The 24,036-nt window shown below is 65.2% G+C and carries 18 protein-coding genes, 1 pseudogene and 1 CRISPR repeat array; of the genes and pseudogenes, 11 read left to right on the top strand and 8 right to left on the bottom strand.

Annotated features, from left to right (window positions below; translation table 11 throughout):
* The 5 genes and pseudogenes from cas7e (at position 1) to cas2e (ending at position 3,826) form a co-directional block, all read left to right on the top strand.
* On the top strand, positions 1 to 1,134 hold the full coding sequence (cas7e, locus tag DYZ02_RS07065) for a type I-E CRISPR-associated protein Cas7/Cse4/CasC (RefSeq protein WP_115685608.1): 1,134 nt from the start codon (positions 1 to 3) through the stop codon (positions 1,132 to 1,134).
* The gene (gene cas5e, locus DYZ02_RS07060) at positions 1,134 to 1,856 is read left to right on the top strand and encodes a type I-E CRISPR-associated protein Cas5/CasD (protein ID WP_115685607.1); all 723 of its coding nucleotides are present in this window, start codon (positions 1,134 to 1,136) and stop codon (positions 1,854 to 1,856) included. The genes cas7e and cas5e overlap by 1 nt, the downstream gene beginning before the upstream one ends.
* On the top strand, positions 1,853 to 2,545 hold the full coding sequence (gene cas6e, locus DYZ02_RS07055; protein WP_115685606.1) for a type I-E CRISPR-associated protein Cas6/Cse3/CasE: 693 nt from the start codon (positions 1,853 to 1,855) through the stop codon (positions 2,543 to 2,545). The genes cas5e and cas6e overlap by 4 nt, the downstream gene beginning before the upstream one ends.
* A gap of 2 nt (positions 2,546 to 2,547) precedes the next feature.
* Positions 2,548 to 3,485 (top strand): annotated as a pseudogene (gene cas1e / locus DYZ02_RS07050) (type I-E CRISPR-associated endonuclease Cas1e).
* Complete coding sequence (gene cas2e / locus DYZ02_RS07045; protein WP_115685605.1) at positions 3,482 to 3,826, top strand: type I-E CRISPR-associated endoribonuclease Cas2e; 345 nt, start codon at positions 3,482 to 3,484, stop codon at positions 3,824 to 3,826. Before cas1e ends, cas2e begins: the two are co-directional and overlap by 4 nt.
* A 57-nt stretch (positions 3,827 to 3,883) precedes the next feature.
* A CRISPR array of direct repeats spans positions 3,884 to 9,098; the repeat unit is 28 nt; unit sequence GTGCTCCCCGCGCAGGCGGGGATGAGCC.
* 246 nt (positions 9,099 to 9,344) lie between these two features.
* Here cas2e and DYZ02_RS07040 read toward each other — a convergent pair.
* Both DYZ02_RS07040 and DYZ02_RS07035 read right to left on the bottom strand, forming a co-directional pair.
* Positions 9,345 to 11,195: a DUF2075 domain-containing protein gene (locus DYZ02_RS07040; protein ID WP_115685604.1), complete on the bottom strand. Its 1,851-nt coding sequence runs from the start codon at positions 11,193 to 11,195 to the stop codon at positions 9,345 to 9,347.
* 84 nt (positions 11,196 to 11,279) lie between these two features.
* Positions 11,280 to 13,142 (bottom strand): DUF2075 domain-containing protein, encoded by a 1,863-nt coding sequence (locus tag DYZ02_RS07035; protein WP_115685603.1) that lies wholly within the window; start codon positions 13,140 to 13,142, stop codon positions 11,280 to 11,282.
* A 301-nt stretch (positions 13,143 to 13,443) separates the two neighbouring features.
* On the opposite strand from DYZ02_RS07035, the gene DYZ02_RS07030 reads away from it, so the two are divergent.
* The 3 genes from DYZ02_RS07030 (at position 13,444) to DYZ02_RS07020 (ending at position 15,789) form a co-directional block, all read left to right on the top strand.
* Positions 13,444 to 14,391, top strand: coding sequence for a hypothetical protein (locus DYZ02_RS07030; protein WP_147291490.1), 948 nt, complete (start codon positions 13,444 to 13,446; stop codon positions 14,389 to 14,391).
* Between the two features lie 75 nt (positions 14,392 to 14,466).
* Positions 14,467 to 14,994, top strand: coding sequence for a hypothetical protein (locus tag DYZ02_RS11575; protein ID WP_245945698.1), 528 nt, complete (start codon positions 14,467 to 14,469; stop codon positions 14,992 to 14,994).
* Between the two features lie 132 nt (positions 14,995 to 15,126).
* Complete coding sequence (locus DYZ02_RS07020) at positions 15,127 to 15,789, top strand: NYN domain-containing protein (protein ID WP_115685601.1); 663 nt, start codon at positions 15,127 to 15,129, stop codon at positions 15,787 to 15,789.
* 78 nt (positions 15,790 to 15,867) lie between these two features.
* Here the strand turns inward: DYZ02_RS07020 and DYZ02_RS07015 are convergent, their stop codons facing one another.
* From DYZ02_RS07015 to DYZ02_RS07005, 3 genes are read right to left on the bottom strand one after another with little or no spacing between them, the layout of a single operon-like run.
* On the bottom strand, positions 15,868 to 16,332 hold the full coding sequence (locus DYZ02_RS07015; RefSeq protein WP_181896916.1) for a hypothetical protein: 465 nt from the start codon (positions 16,330 to 16,332) through the stop codon (positions 15,868 to 15,870).
* A 38-nt stretch (positions 16,333 to 16,370) separates the two neighbouring features.
* A complete protein-coding gene (locus DYZ02_RS07010) occupies positions 16,371 to 17,357 on the bottom strand; it encodes an ArsO family NAD(P)H-dependent flavin-containing monooxygenase (RefSeq protein WP_245945697.1) in 987 nt (328 codons plus the stop codon).
* Positions 17,350 to 17,676: an ArsR/SmtB family transcription factor gene (locus tag DYZ02_RS07005; RefSeq protein ID WP_115685600.1), complete on the bottom strand. Its 327-nt coding sequence runs from the start codon at positions 17,674 to 17,676 to the stop codon at positions 17,350 to 17,352. Before DYZ02_RS07005 ends, DYZ02_RS07010 begins: the two co-directional genes overlap by 8 nt.
* Positions 17,677 to 17,713: 37 nt before the next feature.
* Here DYZ02_RS07005 and arsB point away from each other — a divergent pair, with 37 nt between their 5' ends.
* Positions 17,714 to 18,769, top strand: coding sequence for an ACR3 family arsenite efflux transporter (arsB, locus tag DYZ02_RS07000; protein ID WP_115686411.1), 1,056 nt, complete (start codon positions 17,714 to 17,716; stop codon positions 18,767 to 18,769).
* Positions 18,770 to 18,842: 73 nt separating this feature from the next.
* Entirely contained in the window at positions 18,843 to 19,244 is a 402-nt protein-coding gene (locus DYZ02_RS06995; RefSeq protein WP_115685599.1) for an arsenate-mycothiol transferase ArsC, read from the top strand.
* A 128-nt stretch (positions 19,245 to 19,372) separates the two neighbouring features.
* Here the strand turns inward: DYZ02_RS06995 and DYZ02_RS06990 are convergent, their stop codons facing one another.
* The 3 genes from DYZ02_RS06990 to DYZ02_RS06980 form a co-directional block, all read right to left on the bottom strand.
* On the bottom strand, positions 19,373 to 20,485 hold the full coding sequence (locus DYZ02_RS06990; protein WP_115685598.1) for an MFS transporter: 1,113 nt from the start codon (positions 20,483 to 20,485) through the stop codon (positions 19,373 to 19,375).
* 143 nt (positions 20,486 to 20,628) lie between these two features.
* A complete protein-coding gene (locus DYZ02_RS06985) occupies positions 20,629 to 22,056 on the bottom strand; it encodes a DUF5129 domain-containing protein (protein ID WP_115685597.1) in 1,428 nt (475 codons plus the stop codon).
* A 19-nt stretch (positions 22,057 to 22,075) separates the two neighbouring features.
* On the bottom strand, positions 22,076 to 22,789 hold the full coding sequence (locus DYZ02_RS06980; RefSeq protein WP_115685596.1) for a hypothetical protein: 714 nt from the start codon (positions 22,787 to 22,789) through the stop codon (positions 22,076 to 22,078).
* A gap of 130 nt (positions 22,790 to 22,919) precedes the next feature.
* On the opposite strand from DYZ02_RS06980, the gene DYZ02_RS06975 reads away from it, so the two are divergent.
* Complete coding sequence (locus DYZ02_RS06975) at positions 22,920 to 24,008, top strand: ABC transporter ATP-binding protein (RefSeq protein ID WP_115686410.1); 1,089 nt, start codon at positions 22,920 to 22,922, stop codon at positions 24,006 to 24,008.
* Positions 24,009 to 24,036: the final 28 nt, after the last annotated feature.

Genomic DNA, 24,036 nt, shown 5'->3' with positions numbered 1-24,036 from the left:
ATGTCTCTCATCATCGATATCCACGCCCTCCAGACCGTCCCTCCCTCGCTGATCAACCGTGATGACACCGGAGCCCCGAAGTCGGCGATCTTCGGCGGAGTGCCACGCCAACGCGTCTCCTCCCAGTCGTGGAAGCGCGCCATCCGTGACTACTTCGAGGACAACTTCGACTCTGAGACCATCGGGGATCGGTCGCGCCGACTTCCCGAGAAGATCGCGCAGCGATTGGAGGAGGAAGGCCTCGAGCAGGCTGAGGCGATCGCACGGACCGAGTCGCTGTTCAAAGCCGCGGGAATCAAGACAGCCCTCGAGAAGCCCTCCAAGAACGCTGACCCCGACGGCGCCGAGGTTTCGCCCTACCCGAGGACCGGTTACCTGCTCTTCCTCAGCCAGCAGCAGGTGGACAGGGCCGTTCGGGAACTGCTCGCCCGGAATGGCGAGAAACCGACAAAGGCCGAAGCGAAGGACATTCTCGACACCGACCACTCCGTCGACATGGCGATGTTCGGTCGCATGGTCGCCGATGACGCCGCATACAACGTGGATGCGGCGGTACAGGTGGCACACGCGCTGGGGATCCACGCCTCCGCTCCTGAGTTCGATTACTTCACCGCCGTCGATGACCTCGCCGAGGACGGTGAAGAGACCGGTGCCGGAATGATCGGCACCGTGCAGATGATGTCCTCGACCCTGTACCGCTACGCCACAGTCAACGTGGAGGGGATGGCAGAGAACCTGGGCTCGACGGAAATGGCGAAGCAGGCGGTCCCGCACTTCATTGAGGCCTTCGTCAAGTCAATGCCGACCGGCAAGATCAACACTTTCGCCAACCAGACACTCCCGGAACTCTTGCTTGTCACGGTTCGAGACACCCGGCCGGTTTCGCTGGTTAACGCGTTCGAGACGCCTGTCGACGCCACCGACACCGAGGATCGACGCACCGTCGCGGCGCGCCGCCTCGCCCAAGAAGCCCGAGACGTCGAAGAAGTCTACGGATTCAAACCCGTCGCGTCGTTTGTCATGGCCCTGGGTGGACTTGCGTCGTCCTTCGATGGCCTCGCCGAAACGGTCACTCTGCCTACCCTGACAGAAAAGATTGGTGCCGAGCTGGATCGTGCGCTGGGTGATAGCTAATGACCCATTCACTCCTGCTGCTTCTGAAAGGGCCCCTGCAGTCGTGGGGAGACGAGTCCCGATTCAAAACCCGCGCCACCGCAACCACTCCGACCAAATCCGGTGTAGTGGGACTCATCGCCGCCGCGCAGGGCAGGCGGCGCACAGACCCTGTGGAAGACCTCGCGGCGCTCAGCATGGCGGTCCGCGTCGACCAATCCGGCAGTCTGCTGCGTGACTACCAGACTGCACAACGCTGGCAGAAAGATCCGAAAGCGTCCGCCCAGCTGGTGACCAGGTACTTTCTGTCCGACGCAGCCTTCGTTGTCGCCCTGGAGGCCGACAGCCGCGGACTGCTCGAGGGATTTGCCACCGCACTGCGAAATCCCGCGTTCCCCTTGTTTATGGGGCGTCGCTCCTGTCCCGTCCACCCTGGTCTTGTGATCGGCGTTGTTGATGCGCCCGCTGAAGAGGCGCTCCGCGGGCACTCGACGTGGTACGCCTCTGAGGCTCATAAGGCAGAGTGCCCGACGACAGTCAGTCTCGCGATCTACCGCGATGCGCAACCGAATGAACCTGGGGCCGTCCCGCGCCAGGACGTACCGGTGTCTTTCAACCCCGAACACCGCAAGTACGGGTGGCGCGATGTTGTCAGAGCAGATGACCTTGAGATGGACAATCCCGACGGCCGAGCCATGGAGTCTCACGGCGACATCTTTTTCGACACGGTGGTGAGAGCATGACCACTCTGACAAAGATCCTGCTCAACCCGCGAACCCGCGGCGGCAGAAAGCTGATCACTGACCCCCAGTCAATGCACGCAGCGGTGCGGGCTTGTTTTCCCCCGGACATCGACGAATCCGAATCCCGCGTCCTGTGGCGTGTGGACACGCGCGACCAGGAGACAATTCTCTACATTGCCGGCCCCGAAAAGCCCACGTGCCAGCACGTGGTCGACCAGGCTGGGTGGGAGTCCCGCCCAGCACAGTCAGCGGACTACGACCGGTTCCTGAACACCCTTATGCGCGGTCAGCGCTGGCACTTCGAAATGGTGGCCAACCCGACCTATTCGGAATGGAAGAAGGGGGAGAGGGGGAAAGTGAAGGCCCACGTCTCCATAGCCCACCAGATTTCGTGGTTGTACAAGAAAGCCGAGACCTCAGGCTTTGCACTCGCACCCCGCATCGATGACACAACCAGTGACGCGGAGCGATCTCGATGGTCCGCGCACGACGAACCTCAAGTTCTCGAGCGATGGACGGACACTTTCCGTCGCGGTGGCAGCCAACGCCCCGTACGAATTGCGAAGGCACGCTTCGCGGGAACCCTGGAGGTGACAGATCCCGACGCACTCCGGCGGTCGCTCACACTCGGCATCGGCCGCGCCCGCGGGTACGGCTGTGGAATGCTCACTCTGGCGAGAATCGGTTAGCGATGTCTACTCCCAGCGAGGTACCCATCACCCGGCAAGCTCTGGCGCGTCTCAGTGACCGCCTCTCGTTCCTCTACGTGGAACGAGCGGTAGTCAACCGTGACGGGAATGCTTTGACGATCACTGATCAACGCGGTACCGCTCACGTTCCAGCCACCATGCTGGCGGCACTTCTCCTGGGGCCGGGCACCAGAATTACCTACGCGGCCATGGCCCTACTCGGCGACGCCGGTGTCAGCACAGTGTGGGTGGGGGAGAGGGGCGTGCGGTACTACGCCAGCGGCAGACCCCCGGCCAAATCCTCGCGCATGGCAGAGATCCAGGCGGCGGTTGTCACCCACCAGCGAAAGCGGCTCAACTGCGCGCGAAAAATGTACAGTCTCCGCTTCCCCGGAGAAGACGTATCTCAGCTGACGATGGCCCAGCTGCGCGGGCGTGAGGGCGCACGAATGAAGAAGGTCTATGCCGCTGAGGCGGCACGCACTGGCGTGTACTGGGATAGGCGGAGTACGACCCCAACGACTTCGAATCGTCCACGCCCATTAACCAAGCTCTCACCGCTGCCAGCGCCGCCCTGTACGGAATCGCGCATGCAGTTGTGGCTGGCCTCGGGTTCGTTCCTGCACTCGGAATCATCCACACCGGGACCGACAGGGCATTCGTCTACGACATCGCAGACATTTACAAGGCAGAAATCGCCATCCCTGCCGCGTTCGACGCGGTCGCGGAGGCGACGGGAAACCCGAACGTGGAGGTGCGTCGTAAAGTGCGGAACTTGGTCGTCGAAAAGCGATTAATGCAGCGCATGGTGGGAGACCTCAAATATCTGATGGACGTCCCCGAACACGAGCTTTACTCAGACGCGGAACTGATGCTATGGAGCGAACTCGAAGTAATCGCATCCGGTGTCAACTGGGCCGAAGAAACGGCCGCGCCGTGATCGTTCTCGTAGTCACAGCATGTCCCGCTGGTCTGCGGGGCGATCTTACGAAATGGTTGCTGGAGATCGCACCCGGCACTTTCGTGGGGAACCCGACAGCACGGATCCGCGACCTCCTCTGGGAAAGGACAGTCGAACTCTGCAAAGACGGGCAGGCGCTGCTGGTGCACAGTTCAGACTGTGAGCAGGGCATGCAATTTCGCACCCACCGGCACCAATGGGAGCCAACCGACTTCGACGGGGTCACACTTATGATCCGCAGGAACAAATCTGCTCAAGCTGGTCGGCGAACTGGATGGAGCCGGGCACGGCAACAACGACGAAAGTACTACGGCCGCTAACAACAGGAGTTGAATCTGAATCATGGAGACCAGTAATATTCCTGCTGCTCAGCGAGAGTGCTCCCCGCGCAGGCGGGGATGAGCCCCGAACTCACGCTCGTCAGGCAGCTCCTCCTCCGTGCTCCCCGCGCAGGCGGGGATGAGCCGCTTGCCGAGGCTGCGTGGAACACGATCAAGTCGTGCTCCCCGCGCAGGCGGGGATGAGCCCACCTTCCACCAGTTCTGGCCTTGCTGGGCCTGGTGCTCCCCGCGCAGGCGGGGATGAGCCGACGATGCAGGCGAGCAGCGATACCTCCGCGTTGTGCTCCCCGCGCAGGCGGGGATGAGCCCTGATGGTGACCGGGGCGGACATGCTTGTGTTCGTGCTCCCCGCGCAGGCGGGGATGAGCCCTCAAACGACGAGCACGCTCCCGCATCGCCCGCGTGCTCCCCGCGCAGGCGGGGATGAGCCCTGGGAGTTCAACGCACCCACCGCTTCGACAGCGTGCTCCCCGCGCAGGCGGGGATGAGCCGTGGTACTGGGAGAATGTTACCAAGCCGACGTGGTGCTCCCCGCGCAGGCGGGGATGAGCCTACATCCCAGGGGAATCCGGCCCCCGGGTCTGTGTGCTCCCCGCGCAGGCGGGGATGAGCCGGCCACTGGCCCCGTGTTCGGCGCGATTACCGAGTGCTCCCCGCGCAGGCGGGGATGAGCCCTTCAACAAGCTCGACCTGCTGACCAAGCAGATGTGCTCCCCGCGCAGGCGGGGATGAGCCCTGCTGCTCCAACGGATGGCGGGTGAAAATGTTGTGCTCCCCGCGCAGGCGGGGATGAGCCCCGTCTGCCACAACCAGTTAGCGGCGGCGGCGAGTGCTCCCCGCGCAGGCGGGGATGAGCCCCTCCGATTCCAGACCTACCGATTCTTCTACCGGTGCTCCCCGCGCAGGCGGGGATGAGCCTATCGAAACCGATAGGGCCGTGACGGAAAGTAGGTGCTCCCCGCGCAGGCGGGGATGAGCCCGTGATCCGCTCGATGTTGGTTAACGCCTAGTCGTGCTCCCCGCGCAGGCGGGGATGAGCCCTGTCCGGCCTGTATATTCAATCGCCCCATGTTGTGCTCCCCGCGCAGGCGGGGATGAGCCCCCCGTGGACAACATCCAAGAATCAATTAGCCAGTGCTCCCCGCGCAGGCGGGGATGAGCCCGAACACACAACCCGTGGGCAACTTATCCACGGGTGCTCCCCGCGCAGGCGGGGATGAGCCCCCGTGGCGTGGCTGTAAAGACGCGCTTAGGAAGTGCTCCCCGCGCAGGCGGGGATGAGCCCCAGTACACCAACCAGCGCAGCATCGGTATCGAGTGCTCCCCGCGCAGGCGGGGATGAGCCGACTCTGACCATTCTCAACAACCTGCCGTTCGCGTGCTCCCCGCGCAGGCGGGGATGAGCCCGCGACGCGCACAAGATCCTCAACAATGTGCTGGTGCTCCCCGCGCAGGCGGGGATGAGCCGGCGTGGACAATGCTAGCTGGTAATGCAGATGAGTGCTCCCCGCGCAGGCGGGGATGAGCCCGACTTGCCGGGCTTGTAGGTGATCTCGGGGTGGTGCTCCCCGCGCAGGCGGGGATGAGCCGATCAGCGTCCCCCCCGGCTTGAGTACGCGGAAGTGCTCCCCGCGCAGGCGGGGATGAGCCGTGTGCAGGGGATACCCCGCGCGGTGATGGTGTGTGCTCCCCGCGCAGGCAGGGATGAGCCGACCCCACGCGGCAGCGGCACCGCCGATGGTTGGTGCTCCCCGCGCAGGCGGGGATGAGCCGTCAACGAGCTCATCGACCGATTCAACCGCTACGTGCTCCCCGCGCAGGCGGGGATGAGCCCGCAGTTGTAAGTCGCTGACACTCGCCCCGCTTGTGCTCCCCGCGCAGGCGGGGATGAGCCCTTGGCAACTGCGTTCCACGCAGAGCGGATGCCGTGCTCCCCGCGCAGGCGGGGATGAGCCCGTACGGCGGAAATGCTCCTCAGTCGGCCCATCGTGCTCCCCGCGCAGGCGGGGATGAGCCCGCTCGGGCGGGCTGGGCCAGGACGTGGGAGGCGTGCTCCCCGCGCAGGCGGGGATGAGCCCTCCGTGATCCGCGCCGACCGGGTGCCGTTCCAGTGCTCCCCGCGCAGGCGGGGATGAGCCGCAATGATGGGAGAAGGAATGACTACTAAGGTTGTGCTCCCCGCGCAGGCGGGGATGAGCCCTCCTGGCCGACGACGCTGCTTGTCGACGGGCGGTGCTCCCCGCGCAGGCGGGGATGAGCCCCACGCGGCGGCGTCCTGGGTGCGCGCCGCGGCGTGCTCCCCGCGCAGGCGGGGATGAGCCCAGTTGACCAACCTGACCGAGCACTTCGACTACGTGCTCCCCGCGCAGGCGGGGATGAGCCCAAGATCACCCTCATCAAAATCACGCCCAGGGAGTGCTCCCCGCGCAGGCGGGGATGAGCCCTGAACGAGTCCTCAAGGATCTTCATGACGGGCGTGCTCCCCGCGCAGGCGGGGATGAGCCCTCGGCCGCCCCGTCTCCGGCAACAACGTCCGCGTGCTCCCCGCGCAGGCGGGGATGAGCCCGATTGGGTCTTGCCCGTGAGCGCGTCCAGGTCGTGCTCCCCGCGCAGGCGGGGATGAGCCCCGTCGATCCCTACCTGCACTGTCCACACGGTCGTGCTCCCCGCGCAGGCGGGGATGAGCCCCCGTGTGGGTGTCGCCGTCTTCCGTGAGGATAGTGCTCCCCGCGCAGGCGGGGATGAGCCCTTGGCAACTGCGTTCCACGCCGGGCGGATGCCGTGCTCCCCGCGCAGGCGGGGATGAGCCCACGCTCCCCCCGTCACCACAGACAACGGGCCAGGTGCTCCCCGCGCAGGCGGGGATGAGCCGGAGGAACCGGAGATGGTGATGGTGCGTCCGCCGTGCTCCCCGCGCAGGCGGGGATGAGCCCAACCTGCCGTTCGCGGGCGCGTAAGGAGATACGTGCTCCCCGCGCAGGCGGGGATGAGCCCATAACCCTATACTTGGCCCCGCAATCAACACCGTGCTCCCCGCGCAGGCGGGGATGAGCCCAGTTCGTAGGTGTCACGGTCGAGGGAAATAGTGTGCTCCCCGCGCAGGCGGGGATGAGCCCTGCAGGTGCGCCGTACTCCTCCTCGGGGTGGAGTGCTCCCCGCGCAGGCGGGGATGAGCCGGAGCATTGAGTGCAGCAGCAACATCCGATAGCGTGCTCCCCGCGCAGGCGGGGATGAGCCCGTTCCAGGGATGATCTGCAGCAAACCAACACCGTGCTCCCCGCGCAGGCGGGGATGAGCCCGGGCCGCCGTTGAGGATGTTCGTCCACCCATCGTGCTCCCCGCGCAGGCGGGGATGAGCCCGTTGCGCCCCGCGAGGTACACCGGCACACCCGGTGCTCCCCGCGCAGGCGGGGATGAGCCCGCCGCGGCGAGCGTACTTGTCCATCTCGGAGGGTGCTCCCCGCGCAGGCGGGGATGAGCCGTTGGAGGCGGAGCGTCGGCGTGTCGCTAAGGCGTGCTCCCCGCGCAGGCGGGGATGAGCCCGTCGGCGGCCTGCTCGTGGCCTCGGGCCGCGCGTGCTCCCCGCGCAGGCGGGGATGAGCCGTGGCGCGGCATGGAAGATGATCCGATTCGGGCGTGCTCCCCGCGCAGGCGGGGATGAGCCTGCCACTGCCGGGCTGATCGATTTCGTATCGCAGTGCTCCCCGCGCAGGCGGGGATGAGCCCGGGACTTCCTTACCGGCGTTCTTCCACGTCCAGTGCTCCCCGCGCAGGCGGGGATGAGCCCCGCACATCGACAAGATCGCCCTCATCAAAATCGTGCTCCCCGCGCAGGCGGGGATGAGCCCGGCCCGCCTCATCAAACCGGCCCAAATCAGGGGTGCTCCCCGCGCAGGCGGGGATGAGCCTAGCCAGGCGCGCGTCGGGGGTTGTCAGCGCCCGTGCTCCCCGCGCAGGCGGGGATGAGCCCTCCGGAGTCGTCACCGCAGCACCGGCGGTGACGTGCTCCCCGCGCAGGCGGGGATGAGCCCGTTCCGGCGTTGATTGCCGCGAGGATCCGGTCGTGCTCCCCGCGCAGGCGGGGATGAGCCCGAAATCAGTTCGTCGTGGCACGTCACACCCAGGTGCTCCCCGCGCAGGCGGGGATGAGCCGATGCCGCACCCACCGAAACAGCGAAATCTCACGTGCTCCCCGCGCAGGCGGGGATGAGCCCGCGGCCCTATCGGACTCGGTAGGTTCGCCAGTGGTGCTCCCCGCGCAGGCGGGGATGAGCCCGCCACCGTCGTGGTCGATCACTGGAACTAGGCGTGCTCCCCGCGCAGGCGGGGATGAGCCCACCGAGGTACCCTGCCACGTGCTGTCACGCTGGTGCTCCCCGCGCAGGCGGGGATGAGCCCCGTTGGTTCGCTAGGCGTGCTCCTTCCGCGATGTGCTCCCCGCGCAGGCGGGGATGAGCCCCATCAACCGGGACATAGCACACGCAATCCTCAGTGCTCCCCGCGCAGGCGGGGATGAGCCCATTCTCGACATGTCCGTGACCTTGCTGGTGTCGTGCTCCCCGCGCAGGCGGGGATGAGCCCAAGTACATGTCGTGGGGCCGGGAACGTGAACCGTGCTCCCCGCGCAGGCGGGGATGAGCCCTCGTGCCCGTTCTTGCAGTGCGTCTTTAGCTTGTGCTCCCCGCGCAGGCGGGGATGAGCCCGCACGCCAGCATTACCGCCGACAAGGACAGCCGTGCTCCCCGCGCAGGCGGGGATGAGCCCACAATGACCGCAGCCAGTCCGACTACGGCCTCGTGCTCCCCGCGCAGGCGGGGATGAGCCGAAGCGGTGAACGTCGCGGCCAGGGGTGAACCCGTGCTCCCCGCGCAGGCGGGGATGAGCCTCATTCGTCTCTCCTAGCAGGTCAAAAATGCTGGTGCTCCCCGCGCAGGCGGGGATGAGCCCACCACCGCCGAATACATCCGCTACAACCCCGGGTGCTCCCCGCGCAGGCGGGGATGAACCCGACCTGGCGGCCAAGATTGACCGCATTCACCAGTGCTCCCCGCGCAGGCGGGGATGAGCCGGCCGGGTGGAACGTGGCGACGATGTTCGCCCCGTGCTCCCCGCGCAGGCGGGGATGAGCCTCGGTCCGGGTTTGTGTAGAGGCGGCGCGCCGCGTGCCCCCCGCGCAGGCGGGGATGAGCCCTCGATGGGGTCGACGGTGACGCGGCCCGTGACTTGCTCCCCGCGCAGGCGGGGATGAGCCGGAGTCCACGAAACGGAGCGGCTCTTCACGCCAGTGCTCCCCGCGCAAGCAGGGTGAATCCAAACGGCAAGGTAGAGCATGGATCCTCTTTCACAGTGACCAAGCTGGCATGATGTCGCCTTCTACCGGGACAAGGCACCGTCATTCTCATCTGGACGGTCGTGTCTCGTTCCCAGCCCCTCCATGCATTCACGCCACACCCTCGTCGCTTTTAGTACAGCATCCCCGGACGCAGCCCATCTCTTTCTACTTGGCCTCCTTAGCCGCTATCAGTGCCTTTCGGAGCGCATCATCAACTGCGTAAATGTAAAGTCCCTTGACGCCGCGAGTGAGGAGAACGTTGAGTTCGTTGTTTATTAGCTCCTCACCAAAGGATTCTTTTCGCCCGTCGGAAAGTGTTCGGCGTTGAGTCTTCTTCCCGTGCGCGGACTTCGTCGGATCGATCACGACCCGGCCGTCCCGGTACGTGATTGAGGGTCCTAGAATCACCCCCGCGTAGTTCAGGTCAAATCCTTGAATCGTGAAGGTGGATCCCACTTCATTAATCGTTTGGGTATTTTCAGACCAAGCTTTGGAATGGGAGACCTGACGAACACCGTCGTCGGTCTTGACCTGCAAGTTCCATGGCTTCTTGAAGGTGGTTCCGTGGTGGACAATGTCGACGTACCAGAGCCCATCGTCTTCGGTGCCGTTCTCCTTGCCGGCACTGTACTTCCAGTCGTAGGTAGCGATGATTCGAGAAAGGTTATTCTCGATTTCCGAGTCTTTGTCGCGGATTGCCCTGTCTAGAGATTTCGGGTCGTCGAAGATCCGCAGATCGTACCCCTCTTCGTCATCATGCAGGGGCAGGATGACGCCGTCGTCGACTAAAGCACGGATCCACTCCACAGTCTTATCATCAGCACGTAGACGCATTTGGTTGGTAAGTCGGATTGGAGGCTGGGCGAGCGACGCTGCAAAGTATTCCTCCAACGGGGTTTCCCAGTGTTGAGAGGTCTCCAGCGACTGTTTGGCGTCGTAAACCGCGACGACGACCTTGGCCCGCCTGAGGATTGCTTCAATTTGTGGCATATCCTCCCGGTATCCCTGCGACTTCTGGGTGAGAAGCAGGTGCGCCTCGTCGATCAGGACGACGTCCGCTGGGTCATCCTCGGTGAATTGATTTATGAAGGATGTTGGGCTGTACACGCGACTTTGACGGACCCCCTTCCGTGAGTGAGGAATTCCGGCCTTACTGACTATTTCCTGGTAAACGGCGAGCTGTCCGCCGTCGTTCTTGTGCCCGGAGACCAGGTAACCGTCAATCTCCGTGCCCTCGTCATCGAGACCGGCCACCAAGCGGCGGAATCGTTCGTCCTCGTCTTCCACCCCCATCATCAAGCCATTGAAGATACTGCTGATGAGAACCGTCTTCCCCGAACCTGCTTCGCCGGAAACGATGATTAACTTGTGCTCGTCGCTTTCCTGTTCCAACGCGTCATTGACAGCTTCGAAAACTGCGTTCTGGGCTTGGAGCTGTTGTTCGTTCAATTTTTGGAATGGGGAGGCCTTGAAGATCGCGGACGACGTAATCGATTCTTTCGGCTCAAACAGCTCAGGCTCCTCTTCATGCAGCTCCCGCCAAACTGCGTCGAAAAGGGGATCGAGGTGCTCGAGCGTGTAATAGTTGCGCTGTTCATTGGTTCGCCGATTGTTTCGTCGTTCCACCGAGTGGCACGACTCCAGGTAGTGCAGAAATCTGTTCTCGACATCCAGGGTCAAGGATTTATTGAAGAAGGGATGTCCGATGACATACATTTCCGCATCTGGAGCGCTGCGGAATTCGGCCCAGTCTTTGCGATTATGCGGATCCTGGTAGAGGTGCTGGCGTGTTCGGTTCTTGATGTCGTTGGTTTCTCCAACGTAGACCTTGAAACGCGGGCCGTCCGCCAACTCCCGTCTGCTCCGGACGATATACACGGTCGGGAATCGGAGCTGATGAGTCACAAAGGCCTCCCGATCCTTCTCTTCCAGAGAACTGTAGAAAGTTTCCAGGTTGCCGAGAAAACCTTCGTCGTACGGAACCCTCTTGATGAAGGGGCGCGGAAAATCACTCACGTCACATCTCGCATTCTGCTTGGTGCGGGGTGAGGACGTGTCCTGTTGAGCGGAAGTCCGTTGGGCCCTGGGAAGTCTGTCTAGTTAATTGAGTAGCATTCTTAGCGCTGAGCGCGTCTCAGCATCGGGGGAGTAGAGAATTGTGCCTACCATTCCCCGTGTGAGAAGAACTTTGTAAATCTGTCGAACTAGCAGGTCAAAGTCCTTATCTGGCACAGCAGCCCGGGATCGAAAGTGGGGATCCTTGTTGTGGTTTCGCTGGCTGACAAATCGTCCGTTCCGCCAGACCAGATCCGGTCCAATGATGACCCCCGCCCAATCGAATTCGAACCCCTGCGCTGTATAGACGCATCCAACCTGATCAAATCCACCTTCTTGGGTCGCCCATAAGGCTGACGGAGGCGCATTCCCGACCCGCCGCTCCAGCTTGTTGTTCCACGGACGAGCCCAGTCCTCAATCACCACGTCGTTGATGAGGCCATGTTTCGTGGCATCGGACCACCGCCAGCAGTACCCCGCTGCCGTGCGCGCTGTATAACCCTGCCTTTGTTTGTCTCGTAACAGGTGCTCCAGTTCCCACGGGTTGTCAGCCACTTCGATTTCAAAAGTGTCATCCGCGGGGATCGATGCTTTCGCAGGCTCTCCTTGGCGAAGTCCGAGGATCTGCTCTACCCATTCGACATATGCAGCCGACCCACCGCACCTGAATTGCTCCCCCAGCGGCACATGCAGGACATCAAGTCCCTGTGATGCCGCATAAGCAGTGATGTCTCGAACCGATCCCAGTTCCCCCTTGCGCACGACCTGTTTGTCGTCGAGAAGAAAGACCGGAACCCTGGCAGCCGAAATGAGCTCATCAATCTGCAGTCGATCGCTGCGATTACTTGCGCTGGTAAAGCGATTATTGGACGTCTCGCGTATTCGGTGCGCTTCATCCGCGATCAGGACATCAATTCCGTTTTCTTGCGCCTGCGTGAAGTTGTTGAAGTATTTGAACAAGCTTTGCGTCTCCCGGCTTCGGTATCCAGCAACGCGACGCATGGTCTGCGTAAATGACCGCGACCCGGTGGCGTGGAGGGCGCTGTAGCCACTCCGCCCGAGCTCACCCAGCAGGCTTAGCGCCACCACAGACTTCCCGCTGCCGGGCCCGCCCGAGACAACAATGACGCGCTTTCGATTCTGCTCGTGGGCGTTCTCGACCTCGTGCCGGACGAGATCCACGGCCAGTTGCTGATTGCCCAAAAGGACAAACTGCTCGCGACGGCGAACCTCGTCGGCCGCCACCGACATCAGCTTGGTGGAGGGCCGTACAGCCGAGTTCACCAAGATATCGCCGGTTCCGCTGCCGTCCTCGGAACTGAGCCTCTCGCGAAGGAACGAGCGGAAAGCATCCCGCTCCCGCCCGATGAAGAGTTCGGCCCCCTCCATTTCGACGAGCTCGCTAATGGCCGATCGATCACCCACCCCGTGCAAGTAAGCTACGGCGTTTACCCACTCACTATTTTCCTCAAGGGCGGCCAGGTAGTTGACCAAATAGCGGCTGTAGCCACCCACCTGGCGGACAGGATGAATCCGCGGATCCGGTGTTCCCGGGACAACCACCAAGTTCTCGTCATCCTCATACGATTTAGCGGAGGACCACTGCTTCAGTTCAACAACCACAAACGACGGGTCACCGGTCCGGGGATTTGTGCCAGCCAGTACGGCATCAACCCGCTGGGACGTAAGCGGCAGCCCATACTCGAGGAAAACATCTATTCCCTCCAGCCCGGCTGCTGCGATATCTTCCGCGAGGACCGGGAGACTGTTGCGCCACGACTGTTGCTCCGATGGGCCGACAATTTGGCGGTGTTCCTCGAGGAGGTTTGAGAGCATGCGGTTGACCAAAGATTCCGAGTCGACGACAGCTTCGTGGAACTCTCTACCGGTCATCCGCAGATAGGTCATGGCTCCTCCGTGCACGAAAAATCGTGCGACGTGGAGGCCTATCTGCGTGGCTCGTTGCCCGTTGCAGAAGCCTGTCGGTGTCGCGCTGTTGCAGGTGTAACTCTACCAAGAGAAATGCGCCCTCCGGCCGTCGGGATTAACCCTCGAAACTGGTCCGGATTCCAAGCGCTCCCCCGGCTACCGAAAGACGTTCTAGAGTGGTCACAGGGCGTATCAGAGATTCATCGCGGGGAACGTCCCATAACGAAACTGGGGAAATTTTCCCACCTCCATACCCCCTACACCTGGCATACTCCCAGGTATGAAAACGTCGCACCGGAAAGTTGCACTGCCTGCGGCGATGGCTGCCGCGGCGCTGACCCTTCCGGCCTGCTCCACGTCGCCCGAACCGGCACCGGTGGAGACCACCACTGAGACGAGGGTGGCGGCTGATGGGGGCGTCGAGAAGCAAACTCCCAGCTCAACGGCCACCTCGTCTGCACCTGCCGGCGTGCGGACCGTGGATTACAGCCAGCTGCAGCAGGTGAGCAGGCAGACGTTCACATCGGGGGACTTTGTTTCCTTCAGGCACGTCAACGGCACCGCCACCGGCGAGTGCTTCGTCAACGAGGTGGTCATGTGCACGGGCTCGGCCGACAGCTCCGTGCCCGACGTGGACATGCCGCCGTTCAGCGGGCGGCCGGGCGCCATTCAGATCGGGCCCGCCGGCCTGGCGTACGCGATCCTCGAGGGTGTGCCACCGGCCCAGAACGAGCTGAAACCCGGCCAGTGGGTGGATTTTGGCGTCGCCAAGTGTGCGAAGCCCGACGGCGAGTCCCTGGTGTGTAGCAACGACACCGCCGCGTTCGAGGTGGCGGGGGAGAAGCGGCGCATCGTCACCGAGGGGCCCGTCCTGACCGACCAGGAGCTCGCGGAGCAGACCAAGGCGGAGCCGGCGACGGAGTACCGCACCGGAACGGACGTGCTCGTGCAGGGGCCGATCATGTGCGGCGCGATGGAGGGGCACCGCCTCGCGGAGGTCATCGAGGGGGAGATCACCTGCGCCGAGGCCATGGATGTGCTGGACCGCTACGACGCGAAGACGCAGACGGAGGGCGGCGGCAACACGCTCGCGGTGTCGTTCGACGGATGGAACTGCAGCTCGCCGACGTACGGCCGGGCCACGGAGCTGCGGGCCTCAACGGTGTGCAACCACCCTGGGCGCGGGATTGAGGTTCGCGCGCCGTGGACCGGGGGAGCGCAGCCCTAGAGTTCTGCAAATGTTTCACGTGAAACGTAGCCTCGGCGGGGACAGCACCCACCTCCCAGACCGAAAGGAACGGACATGAACGCCAGGCCCGCCATCCTCGCCGCCGCCGCGCTCGCGACCCTCGCCCTCGGCGCCTGCGGCGGGCAGGACCAGGGAACGCCCGAAACACCCACGCCGAGCACGACCACAGCGACCGTGACCAAAGAAAGCTCCTCCACTCAGTCGATGACACAGCAACCGACGTCGTCGCCGTCCACGCCGACCGCGGCAACTGCGGCGTCTATCGCCGATGGCACCGTGGACGTCGGCAAGCAGGTCGACGTGTTCGGCCAACCCGCCACCGTGTGCGTCTACGGTGACGGCTACGGGCTCAACACCGTCGCGGCCGGCGCGAACACGAGCTGCGAGTTCGCCACCGAGACGCTGCACCAGCTCACCGAGGGGCTCAACCCGACATCCGAGAACGTCCGCTCAACCCTGCCCGCGACCGTCACCGCGCACAGCCCCGCCACGGGCCAGGACTACGAGATAAACTGCAGCGTCGATGCCAACAAGCTGGTCACCTGCCGGGGCGGCAACGACGCTGCGGTGTACATGTACTGAATCTCTCTGGTTGTGGGACTAGTCCGTCTCCACTTGCGATCTCAGGCATTTGAGGTATATTGAGGGCATTGTTCCTCGCTGTTCCCTCGTAGAGGGGATTAGCGAGGTTTTTTTGATTTTCGAGGAGTAGGTATGCTGCCATCGAACATGCCGGCTAAGATTAGTGCAGGCGAAAAAGACCTGCAATCCGATCGGTCTGAATCGCCGAATCGCGTGGCAGTCTTTATCGACTACGAAAACGCTCGACAAAACGCTAGGGAAGCCTTCCTCCCTTTTAGCTCCCCCTCCCACGTCGGGGTTTTTGACCCCGTTGCGTTAGCGACACATATTGTCAGCCTGCGTAACTTTCCCTCGAAACTCGCGAAAGTTTACGTCTTCCGCGGGCGTCCTAATCCGAAACATCAACCGGAGGCCGCAAGTGCCTTCGACAAGTACGCCGCCAAATGGAAGCAATCTGAGGTGTGCGAGCTCAGATCGCGGGATTTGAAATACCGCCATTATGATGACGGCACTTTCAGCGCACAGGAAAAGGGCATCGACGTGGACTTGGCGGTACAGGCGATACAACACGCCGTCACGAACAAGTACGACGTCATCATTATTATGTCTAACGATAGTGACTTGCTGCCCGCCGTCGAATTTATATACCACGAGACACGGCCGCGCCTTGAGGTAGCTGGGTGGGAAGCGGACGGTCAGTACCCCCTCAGAATCCACCGTGGCACATCTAAGTCCCGAGCACCTTACTGCCACTACCTCGGAGACCACGTCTTCCGCCAAGTCCAGGATGACTAATGGACCGCAATTTGCTACCCACACACGGGACACCCCACCCCCGGGAACCAAGACCAGGGCGACGTCCTAGGGTTTGTCTCACAATATTGTGAGCCATGCGGCAACGGCAGAGATGACCACGCCTGCCCGGTAGACGCCGTCGCCGGTCAGGTGCACGCCGTCGGAGCCCTCGTCGGCGGCGGAGATGCCGCCGTCGACGGACAGCGAGGCGATGCGGCCGGCGACCTCGAGCGTGGCGACCTCCGAGCCGCTGGTGCGCAGCGCGCCGCCGACGCGCAGCGTGCCCACCTCGCCGGTTTCCTTCACGCTCAGCGCGATGGCCTTGAGCACGACCTGGACGCTGCGCACGAGGCTGGAGCCCTCGCCGCCCGAGGTGGTGACGTCGCCGGTGACCTCGAGGTGGGGCAGCGGCTTGGACATCTGGATGCCCAAGGAACCGTCGCCGGTGGTGGTGATCGGCGCCTGAACCTCGATGACCCTCGCACCGCCTTCAATGGCCTTCTTCAGTTCCTGTGCGTCGCGTACCTGTGTCGTGTCGCTCATGCGCCCCCTTGTCCGCGATTTTGGTGACATCGCAGTATTTATTTCGCCTCTCGACGCCCCGCCACCCGCTCCGCCACCTCCCGCGCGTACTGGCCCACCCCCGTCAGCGTGGCGCTGCCCGGCCCGGTCCAGTCGCCATAGCCGACGAAGAAGAGGCCGGGCGGGGTGGCGTCGAAAAGCGAGCGCAGGGGAGTGATGGCGGGGCGGAAGCCGGTGCACCAGATGAGGTGGTCGGCGTCGACCTCGTCGAGCGAGCCGAACATCGGCGTCGCGGTGAGCCGGCCCGAGTCGCGCGCGGCGCGCACCCGCGGCAGGACCACGATGTCGCCCAGCGCGTTGTCCGGGCCGGGGTCGGGCTCGCCGCGCCGGATCGCCGCTGCGCGCTGGCTGGCGCGGCGGAACAGGACACGGCCGTCGACGTCATCCGGCATCCAGCGCGGCTCGTGGCGGGTGTACCACGTCACCTCCGCGACGTCCGTGAGCTCCGCCGCGATCTGGGCGCCCGAGTTCGCCGCTCCCACCACCGCGACCCGCGCGCCACGGAAGGGCTCCACACCCGGGTAGTTCGCCGAGTGCCACTGCCTGCCGGAGAAGGTGCCCGGGTAGCTCGGCACGAAGGGCGCCGACCACGTGCCGGTGGCCGCGATGACGTTGTCGGCCGTGAACGCGCCCGCGGAGGTGTCGAGGCGGAACGCCTCGCCGTCGTGGGTGACCTTCTCCACGCGCACCGGGCGCTCCACCGGCAGGGCGTAGCGTCGCTCGTACTCCGTCAGGTAGCGCACGACGTGCTCGGCGGGCGGAAAACCGTCGTAATAGGGCATCGGCCAGCCGGGCAGGTTGGAAAACTCGCTGGCGGAAAACAAGGTCATCGACGGCCACACGTGGCGCCACGCCCCACCCGGTGCGGGCTGGTCGTCCAAGATGAGGAAGTCGACCCCGCGTTTGCGCAGGTAGTAGCCCGTAGCGAGGCCGGCCTGCCCGCCTCCGACGATGATCGCCTGGTGGTACTCACCCCGCTCAGCCAATGGAGAGCACCGTCCTCAACGCGGCAAAGGTGCCTGGCTCCACCGCGTGCACCACGGTGCGCCCCTCCCTGTGGCGGGTGAGGAAGCCGGCCTCCGCGAGCTTCTTCAGGTGGTGCGACACCGTCGGCTGGCTCAGACCCAGTTTCTCCGTCAGGTCGCCGACCGTCGCGGGGGCGCAGTCCTCCGCCGCGATCAGCGAGATGATCCGCAACCGGGCCGGGTCGGCCAGCACCCGGAACAGCGCCGCGTGGGCCTCAGCCTCGTCGGGGGTCAGGGGCGCGGTGGTGAGGGGGCAGCAGGGTGGGGCGTCGACAAGCATTGCCACATTATATCGATGTTGGTCTATATTTGTGGGCATGTCGCTCCTCGACCGCTTCATCCCCCTCTGGATTCTCCTCGCCATGGGCGCGGGCCTCGCGCTCGGCCGCCTCGTCCCCGGGCTCGCGCCCTTCCTCGACTCGATGAAAATCGGCTCGGTCTCATTGCCCATCGCGCTTGGCCTGCTCGTGATGATGTATCCGCCACTGGCCAAAGTCCGCTACGACCAAACCCGCAACGTCGCCACCGACAAACGCCTCATGGGCGTCTCCCTCGTGCTCAACTGGGTCGTCGGCCCTGCCTTCATGTTCACCCTGGCCTGGGCTTTCCTTCCCGACCAGCCCGAGCTGCGCACCGGGCTGATCATCGTCGGCCTCGCCCGCTGCATCGCCATGGTGCTCGTCTGGACCGACATGTCCTGCGCCGACCGCGAGGCCACGGCCGTGCTCGTCGCGCTGAACTCCCTGTTCCAGGTGCTCATGTTCGGCGTGCTCGGGTGGTTCTACCTGCAGATCCTCCCCGCATGGCTCGGCTTACCGACGACCTCCGCGACCTTCTCCTTCACCGCCATCGTCACCTCAGTCCTGGTGTTCCTGGGCATCCCCCTGCTGCTCGGTGCGCTCTCGCGCGTCGTGGGGGAGCGCGTGCGCGGGCGCGCCTGGTACGAGGAGCGGTTCCTGCCGTGTATCTCCCCGCTCGCCTTGATCGGGCTGCTCTACACCGTGGTGCTGCTCTTCGCCCTGCAGGGCGAGCAGATCACCTCCCAGCCATGGACAGTGGCGCGGATGGCGCTGCCGCTGCTGTGCTACTTCATCGGCATGTTCGCCTTTTCGCTGGTTGTGACGCGGCTGGCCGGCATGGGCTACGAGCAGGCGGCGGCGGTCGCGTTCACCGCCGCCGGCAACAACTTCGAGCTCGCCATCGCGGTGTCCATCGGCACCTTCGGCGCCACCTCCGGTGAGGCGCTCGCCGGCACCATCGGCCCGATGATCGAGATCCCCGTGCTGGTCGGGCTCGTGTACGTCATGCTGTGGCTGCGGCCGCGGTGGGGCGCTGGTTCTGCTGGCGCTCCGGTGCTTCAGGGCAAAAACTAGAGGACAAAAATCCAGCCTCAACCGCCCGGACAGCGCATTCTTGCCCTTCCGTTCTTACCCTCAAGGAGAAGCCATGACCCCCTCCGTCCTGTTCATCTGCGTTGGCAACGGCGGCAAGTCCCAGATGGCCGCCGCCCTGGCCACCCACTACGCCGGCGACTCGGTGGAGGTGCATTCGGCCGGGACCAAGCCCGGGACCTCGCTGAACCAGGAATCCGTGGCGGCGATCGCCGAGGTCGGAGCCGACATGTCGCAGGGCAAGCCGAAACCCATCGACCCGGAACTCCTTGCCACGGTGGACCGGGTGGTGGTGCTCGGCGAGGACGCGCAGGTGGAGATGCCCGCCGACGCGCGCGGGACCATCGAGCGCTGGGTCACCGACGAGCCCTCCCTGCGCGGGATCGAGGGGATGGAGCGGATGCGCCTGGTGCGCGACGACATCGACGCCCGCGTGCGCGCGCTGCTGGGGATGTAACCGGCTGGACGTTTAACCGGCAAAAACAGCCATTCAGAAGCGGATAGTTCGCCATCGGGCCCCGGCGACCCACCCCGAGTCGTTGGAGTATCTGCTTCTGAATGTCTGCATCTGGGGTTTTTCGGGGGTCAGCGCAGCCCGGCGCGCGCGTTCAGCCCCGCGGCCACCAGAAGCATCGCCGCCGACAGGCCAAAACCGGCCAGGGGAGCGGCGGAGTAGACGGGCAGCACCGCCAGCGGGGTCAGGGCGTTGCCGAAGAAGCGGAACGCCTGGACCGTCGAGAGGATCTGCCCACCGGCGGGCGAGCGAAGGACCAGCATGTTCACGCCCACCTGCACGCCCTGGGCGGCGAGCACCGCCACGCCCCAGAACACCGCGACGCCGAGCATCCACGGCGCGAGGGCCACGCCCAGCATCGCGACGGCGGCCACCACCAGGGAGACGACCACCAGGGGGCGGGGGCCGCGCGTGTCGGCGAGCGCGCCGATGCGGCGGGAGAAGACGAAGGCGGTCAGGCCTCCGGCCATCACGATGAGGCCCCGGGTGAGAGGTGGGGCGTCGAAAAGCGAGCCCACGTGGATGGCGATGAGGAAGCCCATGCCAATCACGCCCGCGCCGATAGCGAGCAGCGTGAGGCACGCGCGCACGACCGGCCAGCCGAGGACGCGGTGGCCCGAAACCGAGCCCTGGGCGGGCACGAAGGGCAGGCCGAGGGCCACGATGAGCAGCGCAAACACGCCGAGGAGGACGTACATCCACCGCCACGAACCCACCGTGACCATGAGCCCTGCGACGAGCGGGGCCGAGAAGATGCCGAAGGACTGCATCGCCGCGTACGTACCCAGCGCACGACCCAGCCGCTCCCGCGGCGTGATGTGACGCAGGATGAGCTGCAGCAGCGGTGCCGTGAACGCGTTCGACACCCCCGCCACCACGAACGCGAGAAGGAACATCCACCACGCGGGCGCTGCGACCAGCACCACCGACGCCAACGCGATCACCGTGTAGGCGAGGCGCACCACGCGCGTGGGGGAGAGGTGGCGCACCAGGTACGTGGAGAACAGCATCATCGTGGCAAACGGCAGGGTGTAGGCCGTCATGGTGAGCGAGGCCAAGCTCAGCGAAATGCCGAAGTCCGAGGCGAACTCCGGCAACACCACGGCGAGCGACTGCGCCGCGAACGGGCCGAGGAAGCCGCCGACCATGATGCAGAGGTAGCGCAGGCGGTCGATAAGGGGCATGCGCCTACCTTAGGTCCCTTAGGCGATGCCGCCCGCCGCGAGGGCCACCGCCAGGACGATCGGCCAGGCGAATAACGTCAGCACCGAGACCACGCCGAGCAGCCACGACCTGCTGCGGACAGCCACGACGATGCCCGGCCTCTCTAGTAACTGCTCGACCCACCGGCCCCGGAGAACCCGGAGCTGAACGAGGTGTTCGTGGCCGAGGAGGACGCCTGCTCCGCGGCCTGCACGTTGTTGTCGTGCCAGCTCGACAGCGCCACGTAGGGCACGATGCCGGGGTAGTGGTAGCCGGGCTCGTAGAGGCGGGGTTGCTGCAGCTTGTGGCGGTCCTTCACGTCGCTGAACTCGCGGGTGCGCACGAGGTCGAGGATGACCTGGTAGTCGCCGAGCACGCGGACGAACTCGTCCATATAGGTGGGTGCTTCGGTGTTCTGGTCCAGCCAGTTGATGCGCCCCTCGAGGTCGCGCAGGCGGCTCTTCACATCGGGGTCGTTCACCTCGACGGAGGCGCGCATGACGTCCTCGCGCAGTGAGGTGAGGTCGGCGCGGCGGGCGGCCGGGTCGCCGCGTTCGACGTCGAAAAGCCTGTTGATGTTCGTCTCCGCGGTGGTGGTGTGCCGGACAGACTCGGCGGCGTCGGCGAGCTTCGCGCGGTTGGCCCACACCTGCTTGTCGTCGTTCATGTCGATCGACCCGATGCCGCCCGCGCCCGAGACCGTCTCGTGCATGCCGAGGAAGCGGTCGCGCACCTGCGCCCAATCGCGGCGCAGCTCGGCGTTGGCGAACTCCGAAGTCAGCGAGTTGGCACGGATGTCCACCGCATCGAGGCGCTGCCCGAGCTGCGCGTACTCGCGGGTGACCAGCTCGTAGTCCTCGCGGCCCTGGGCAATTGCTTTACGACGCCTATTGCGCACCCCCACCACAACAGCGCCCGCCGCACCGGCGACACCGCCCGCACCGATGCCGCCTCCGATGGTGGCAGAGCCCTTCTCGGACTTCGCTTCCTCGACCCGGTAGGTGGCGATGTCCTCGGCATCCGTCGCCTTGCTTGCCCCGGCGAACAGCGCGGCGGGGATGTTGTTGTCGCGCATGCCGGGCTTCATCGCCTCGTTGACCGGCTCAAGGCGCTGACCCTCGCGCAGGTAGAGCTGGTCGGCCACTTCCTCGCCCGCGAAGGCGAACACCTTGCGCTGGTCGGTGCCCGCGCCGAGGATGAGTACGCCGTCGGCAAACTTGTCGTTGCCGATATCCTCCGGGTGGTTGTCGCGCAGGTACTCCTCGACGGAGTCGTTGACGTTCTCCCGGGTCTGGCCGAGAACCAGGTAGCGCAGGGAGGTCACGGTGTCCGGGACGTCGAGGCGCTCGGCGTCGCGCTGCATCCGGGCCTCGTCCTCGGGGGTGAGGAGGTCCTGCGGGTCGTCGATGAGCACGCGCGGCGCGCCGGCGGTGGCGACGGCGACCTCGTCGCTGGTGGGGACGTCGACGGCCGTGGAGGCGAGGCCGCCCACCCCCACAGCCGCGGCGGCGGCGATCGCGAGGACAGTGCCGATCTGCTTCGAGGTTGCCATGGGTCGGATTCTAGAGCGTCTAGAAGGGTTCCGCGACGGCGCGGGCGATGATGGTGGCCTCCGGGCCGAACCGCTCGGTCAGGCGGTCCTCCACCTGCTCAAGCGTGTCCGTGGTGAGCAGCCAGCCGGACCAGGCGTCCTTGGCGGGGGAGAAAACGCCGTCGCCCCGGCCGATGATGTTCAGGGTGGCGTCGCGGGTCCAGAGGGGGCCGACGAGGTCGGGGGTATCCAGGGCGTCGACAAGCGCGAGCTCCTCCTCGTAGGCAACCGCGGTGCAGCGCTCGATGAGCTGGGTGAACAGCGCCTGCGCGCGCTCCTCCATGCCCTCCGCGCACAGGTAGACAACGGTGATCAGGCGCAGGTCCCGGCCGGGTTCGACCGGGTCGCGCGCGACGATGCCCCTCAGGCCCCCGATCTGGGAGGGGAAGCGGGAGGCGGCGAAGGGGTCGTCGAGGAAGAAGTGGTCGATGATCTCGTCGCGGTCCGTGCCGGCGAAGTCGACGAGCGCGTTGGCCTCGTAGAGCTGCATCTCCTCGGGCGCGGCGAGGTTGCCGTAGGCCGCCTCGGTGCGCAGGTCCCACAGGGAGTAGGGCTCGTCGATCGGGTGCGGGCCGGGGGAGAGGGCGTGGATCGTCGCGGGGGAGTCGTGGACGCGGCGCGCGTAGATCTCGTAGGCCTCCCGCGCGTCATCGGGGTGGGCCAGGTAGAGGGTGGTGACGATCTCGGCGCTCATGGCTACCCAGGATACGGGGGCGGAAAAACGGATGTTTCACGTGAAACATGCGGAAGACGCCGCGCCCTATACTGAACCCAGTTCACCCCACTACGGATCGTTCGGCACGTTCCTGCCGATGGAGGAAATCATGGCAACAGTAACCTTTGACCAGGCCACCCGCGTGTACCCCGGGGCGAGCGAGCCGAGCGTCGACAAGCTATCGCTCGAGGTTGCCGACGGCGAGTTTCTCGTCCTCGTCGGACCCTCGGGCTCCGGAAAGTCGACCGCGCTGCGCATGCTCGCCGGGCTGGAGGAGACCAACGAGGGACGCATTCTCATCGGGGAGCGCGACGTGACCACCCTGGAGCCGAAGGAGCGCGACATCGCCATGGTGTTCCAGAACTACGCGCTCTACCCCCACATGTCCGTGCGCGAGAACATGGGCTTCGCGCTCAAGCTCGCCGGGATGGACAAGGCGGAGATCAACAAACGCGTCGGTGAGGCCGCGCGCACGCTCGACCTCACCGAATACCTCGACCGCAAGCCGAAGGCCCTCTCCGGCGGGCAGCGCCAGCGCGTGGCCATGGGCCGCGCCATCGTCCGCGAACCGCAGGTCTTCCTCATGGACGAGCCGTTGAGCAACCTCGACGCCAAGCTGCGCGTGCAGACCCGCACGCAGATCGCCGGCCTGCAGCGCCGCATGGGCGTGACCACGCTCTACGTCACTCACGACCAGACCGAGGCCCTGACCATGGGCGACCGCATCGCGGTGCTCAACTTCGGCGTGCTGCAGCAGGTGGGAACGCCCCACGAGCTCTACGAGCACCCCGACAACGTCTTCGTCGCCGGCTTCATCGGCTCGCCCGCGATGAACCTCGCCCGCTTCGAGGTCAGCGGCGGCATCGCGCGCCTCGGCCAGGCCGCGCTGCCCGTCTCGCTTCCCGACGGCGGCGTCATCCTCGGCTTCCGCCCCGAAGCGCTGCGCATAGCCCCGGCGTCCTCTGCGGGCCTGCCGCTCGAGGTGGAGTTCGTCGAGGAACTCGGCTCCGACTCCTACCTCTACTGCAACCTCGTCGGCGGCGGCTGGATCTCCGAGGGCAGCGCCGAAGGTTCCACCGGGCACATCGTCGTGCGCACCGGGCCGCGCTCCGGTGTGCAGGCAGGCGATGTGCTCCACGCCGAGGTTGCCCAGGACGGGCTGCACGCCTTCGACGTGGAGACGGGGGAGCGGCTGTAGGGCGCGCTGACCTGTCCCCGCAACGGAA

The sequence above is a fragment of the Corynebacterium senegalense genome (assembly GCF_900411315.1).
GTDB lineage: Bacteria > Actinomycetota > Actinomycetes > Mycobacteriales > Mycobacteriaceae > Corynebacterium > Corynebacterium senegalense.
This window is presented reverse-complemented; position numbering and strand designations above follow the sequence as displayed.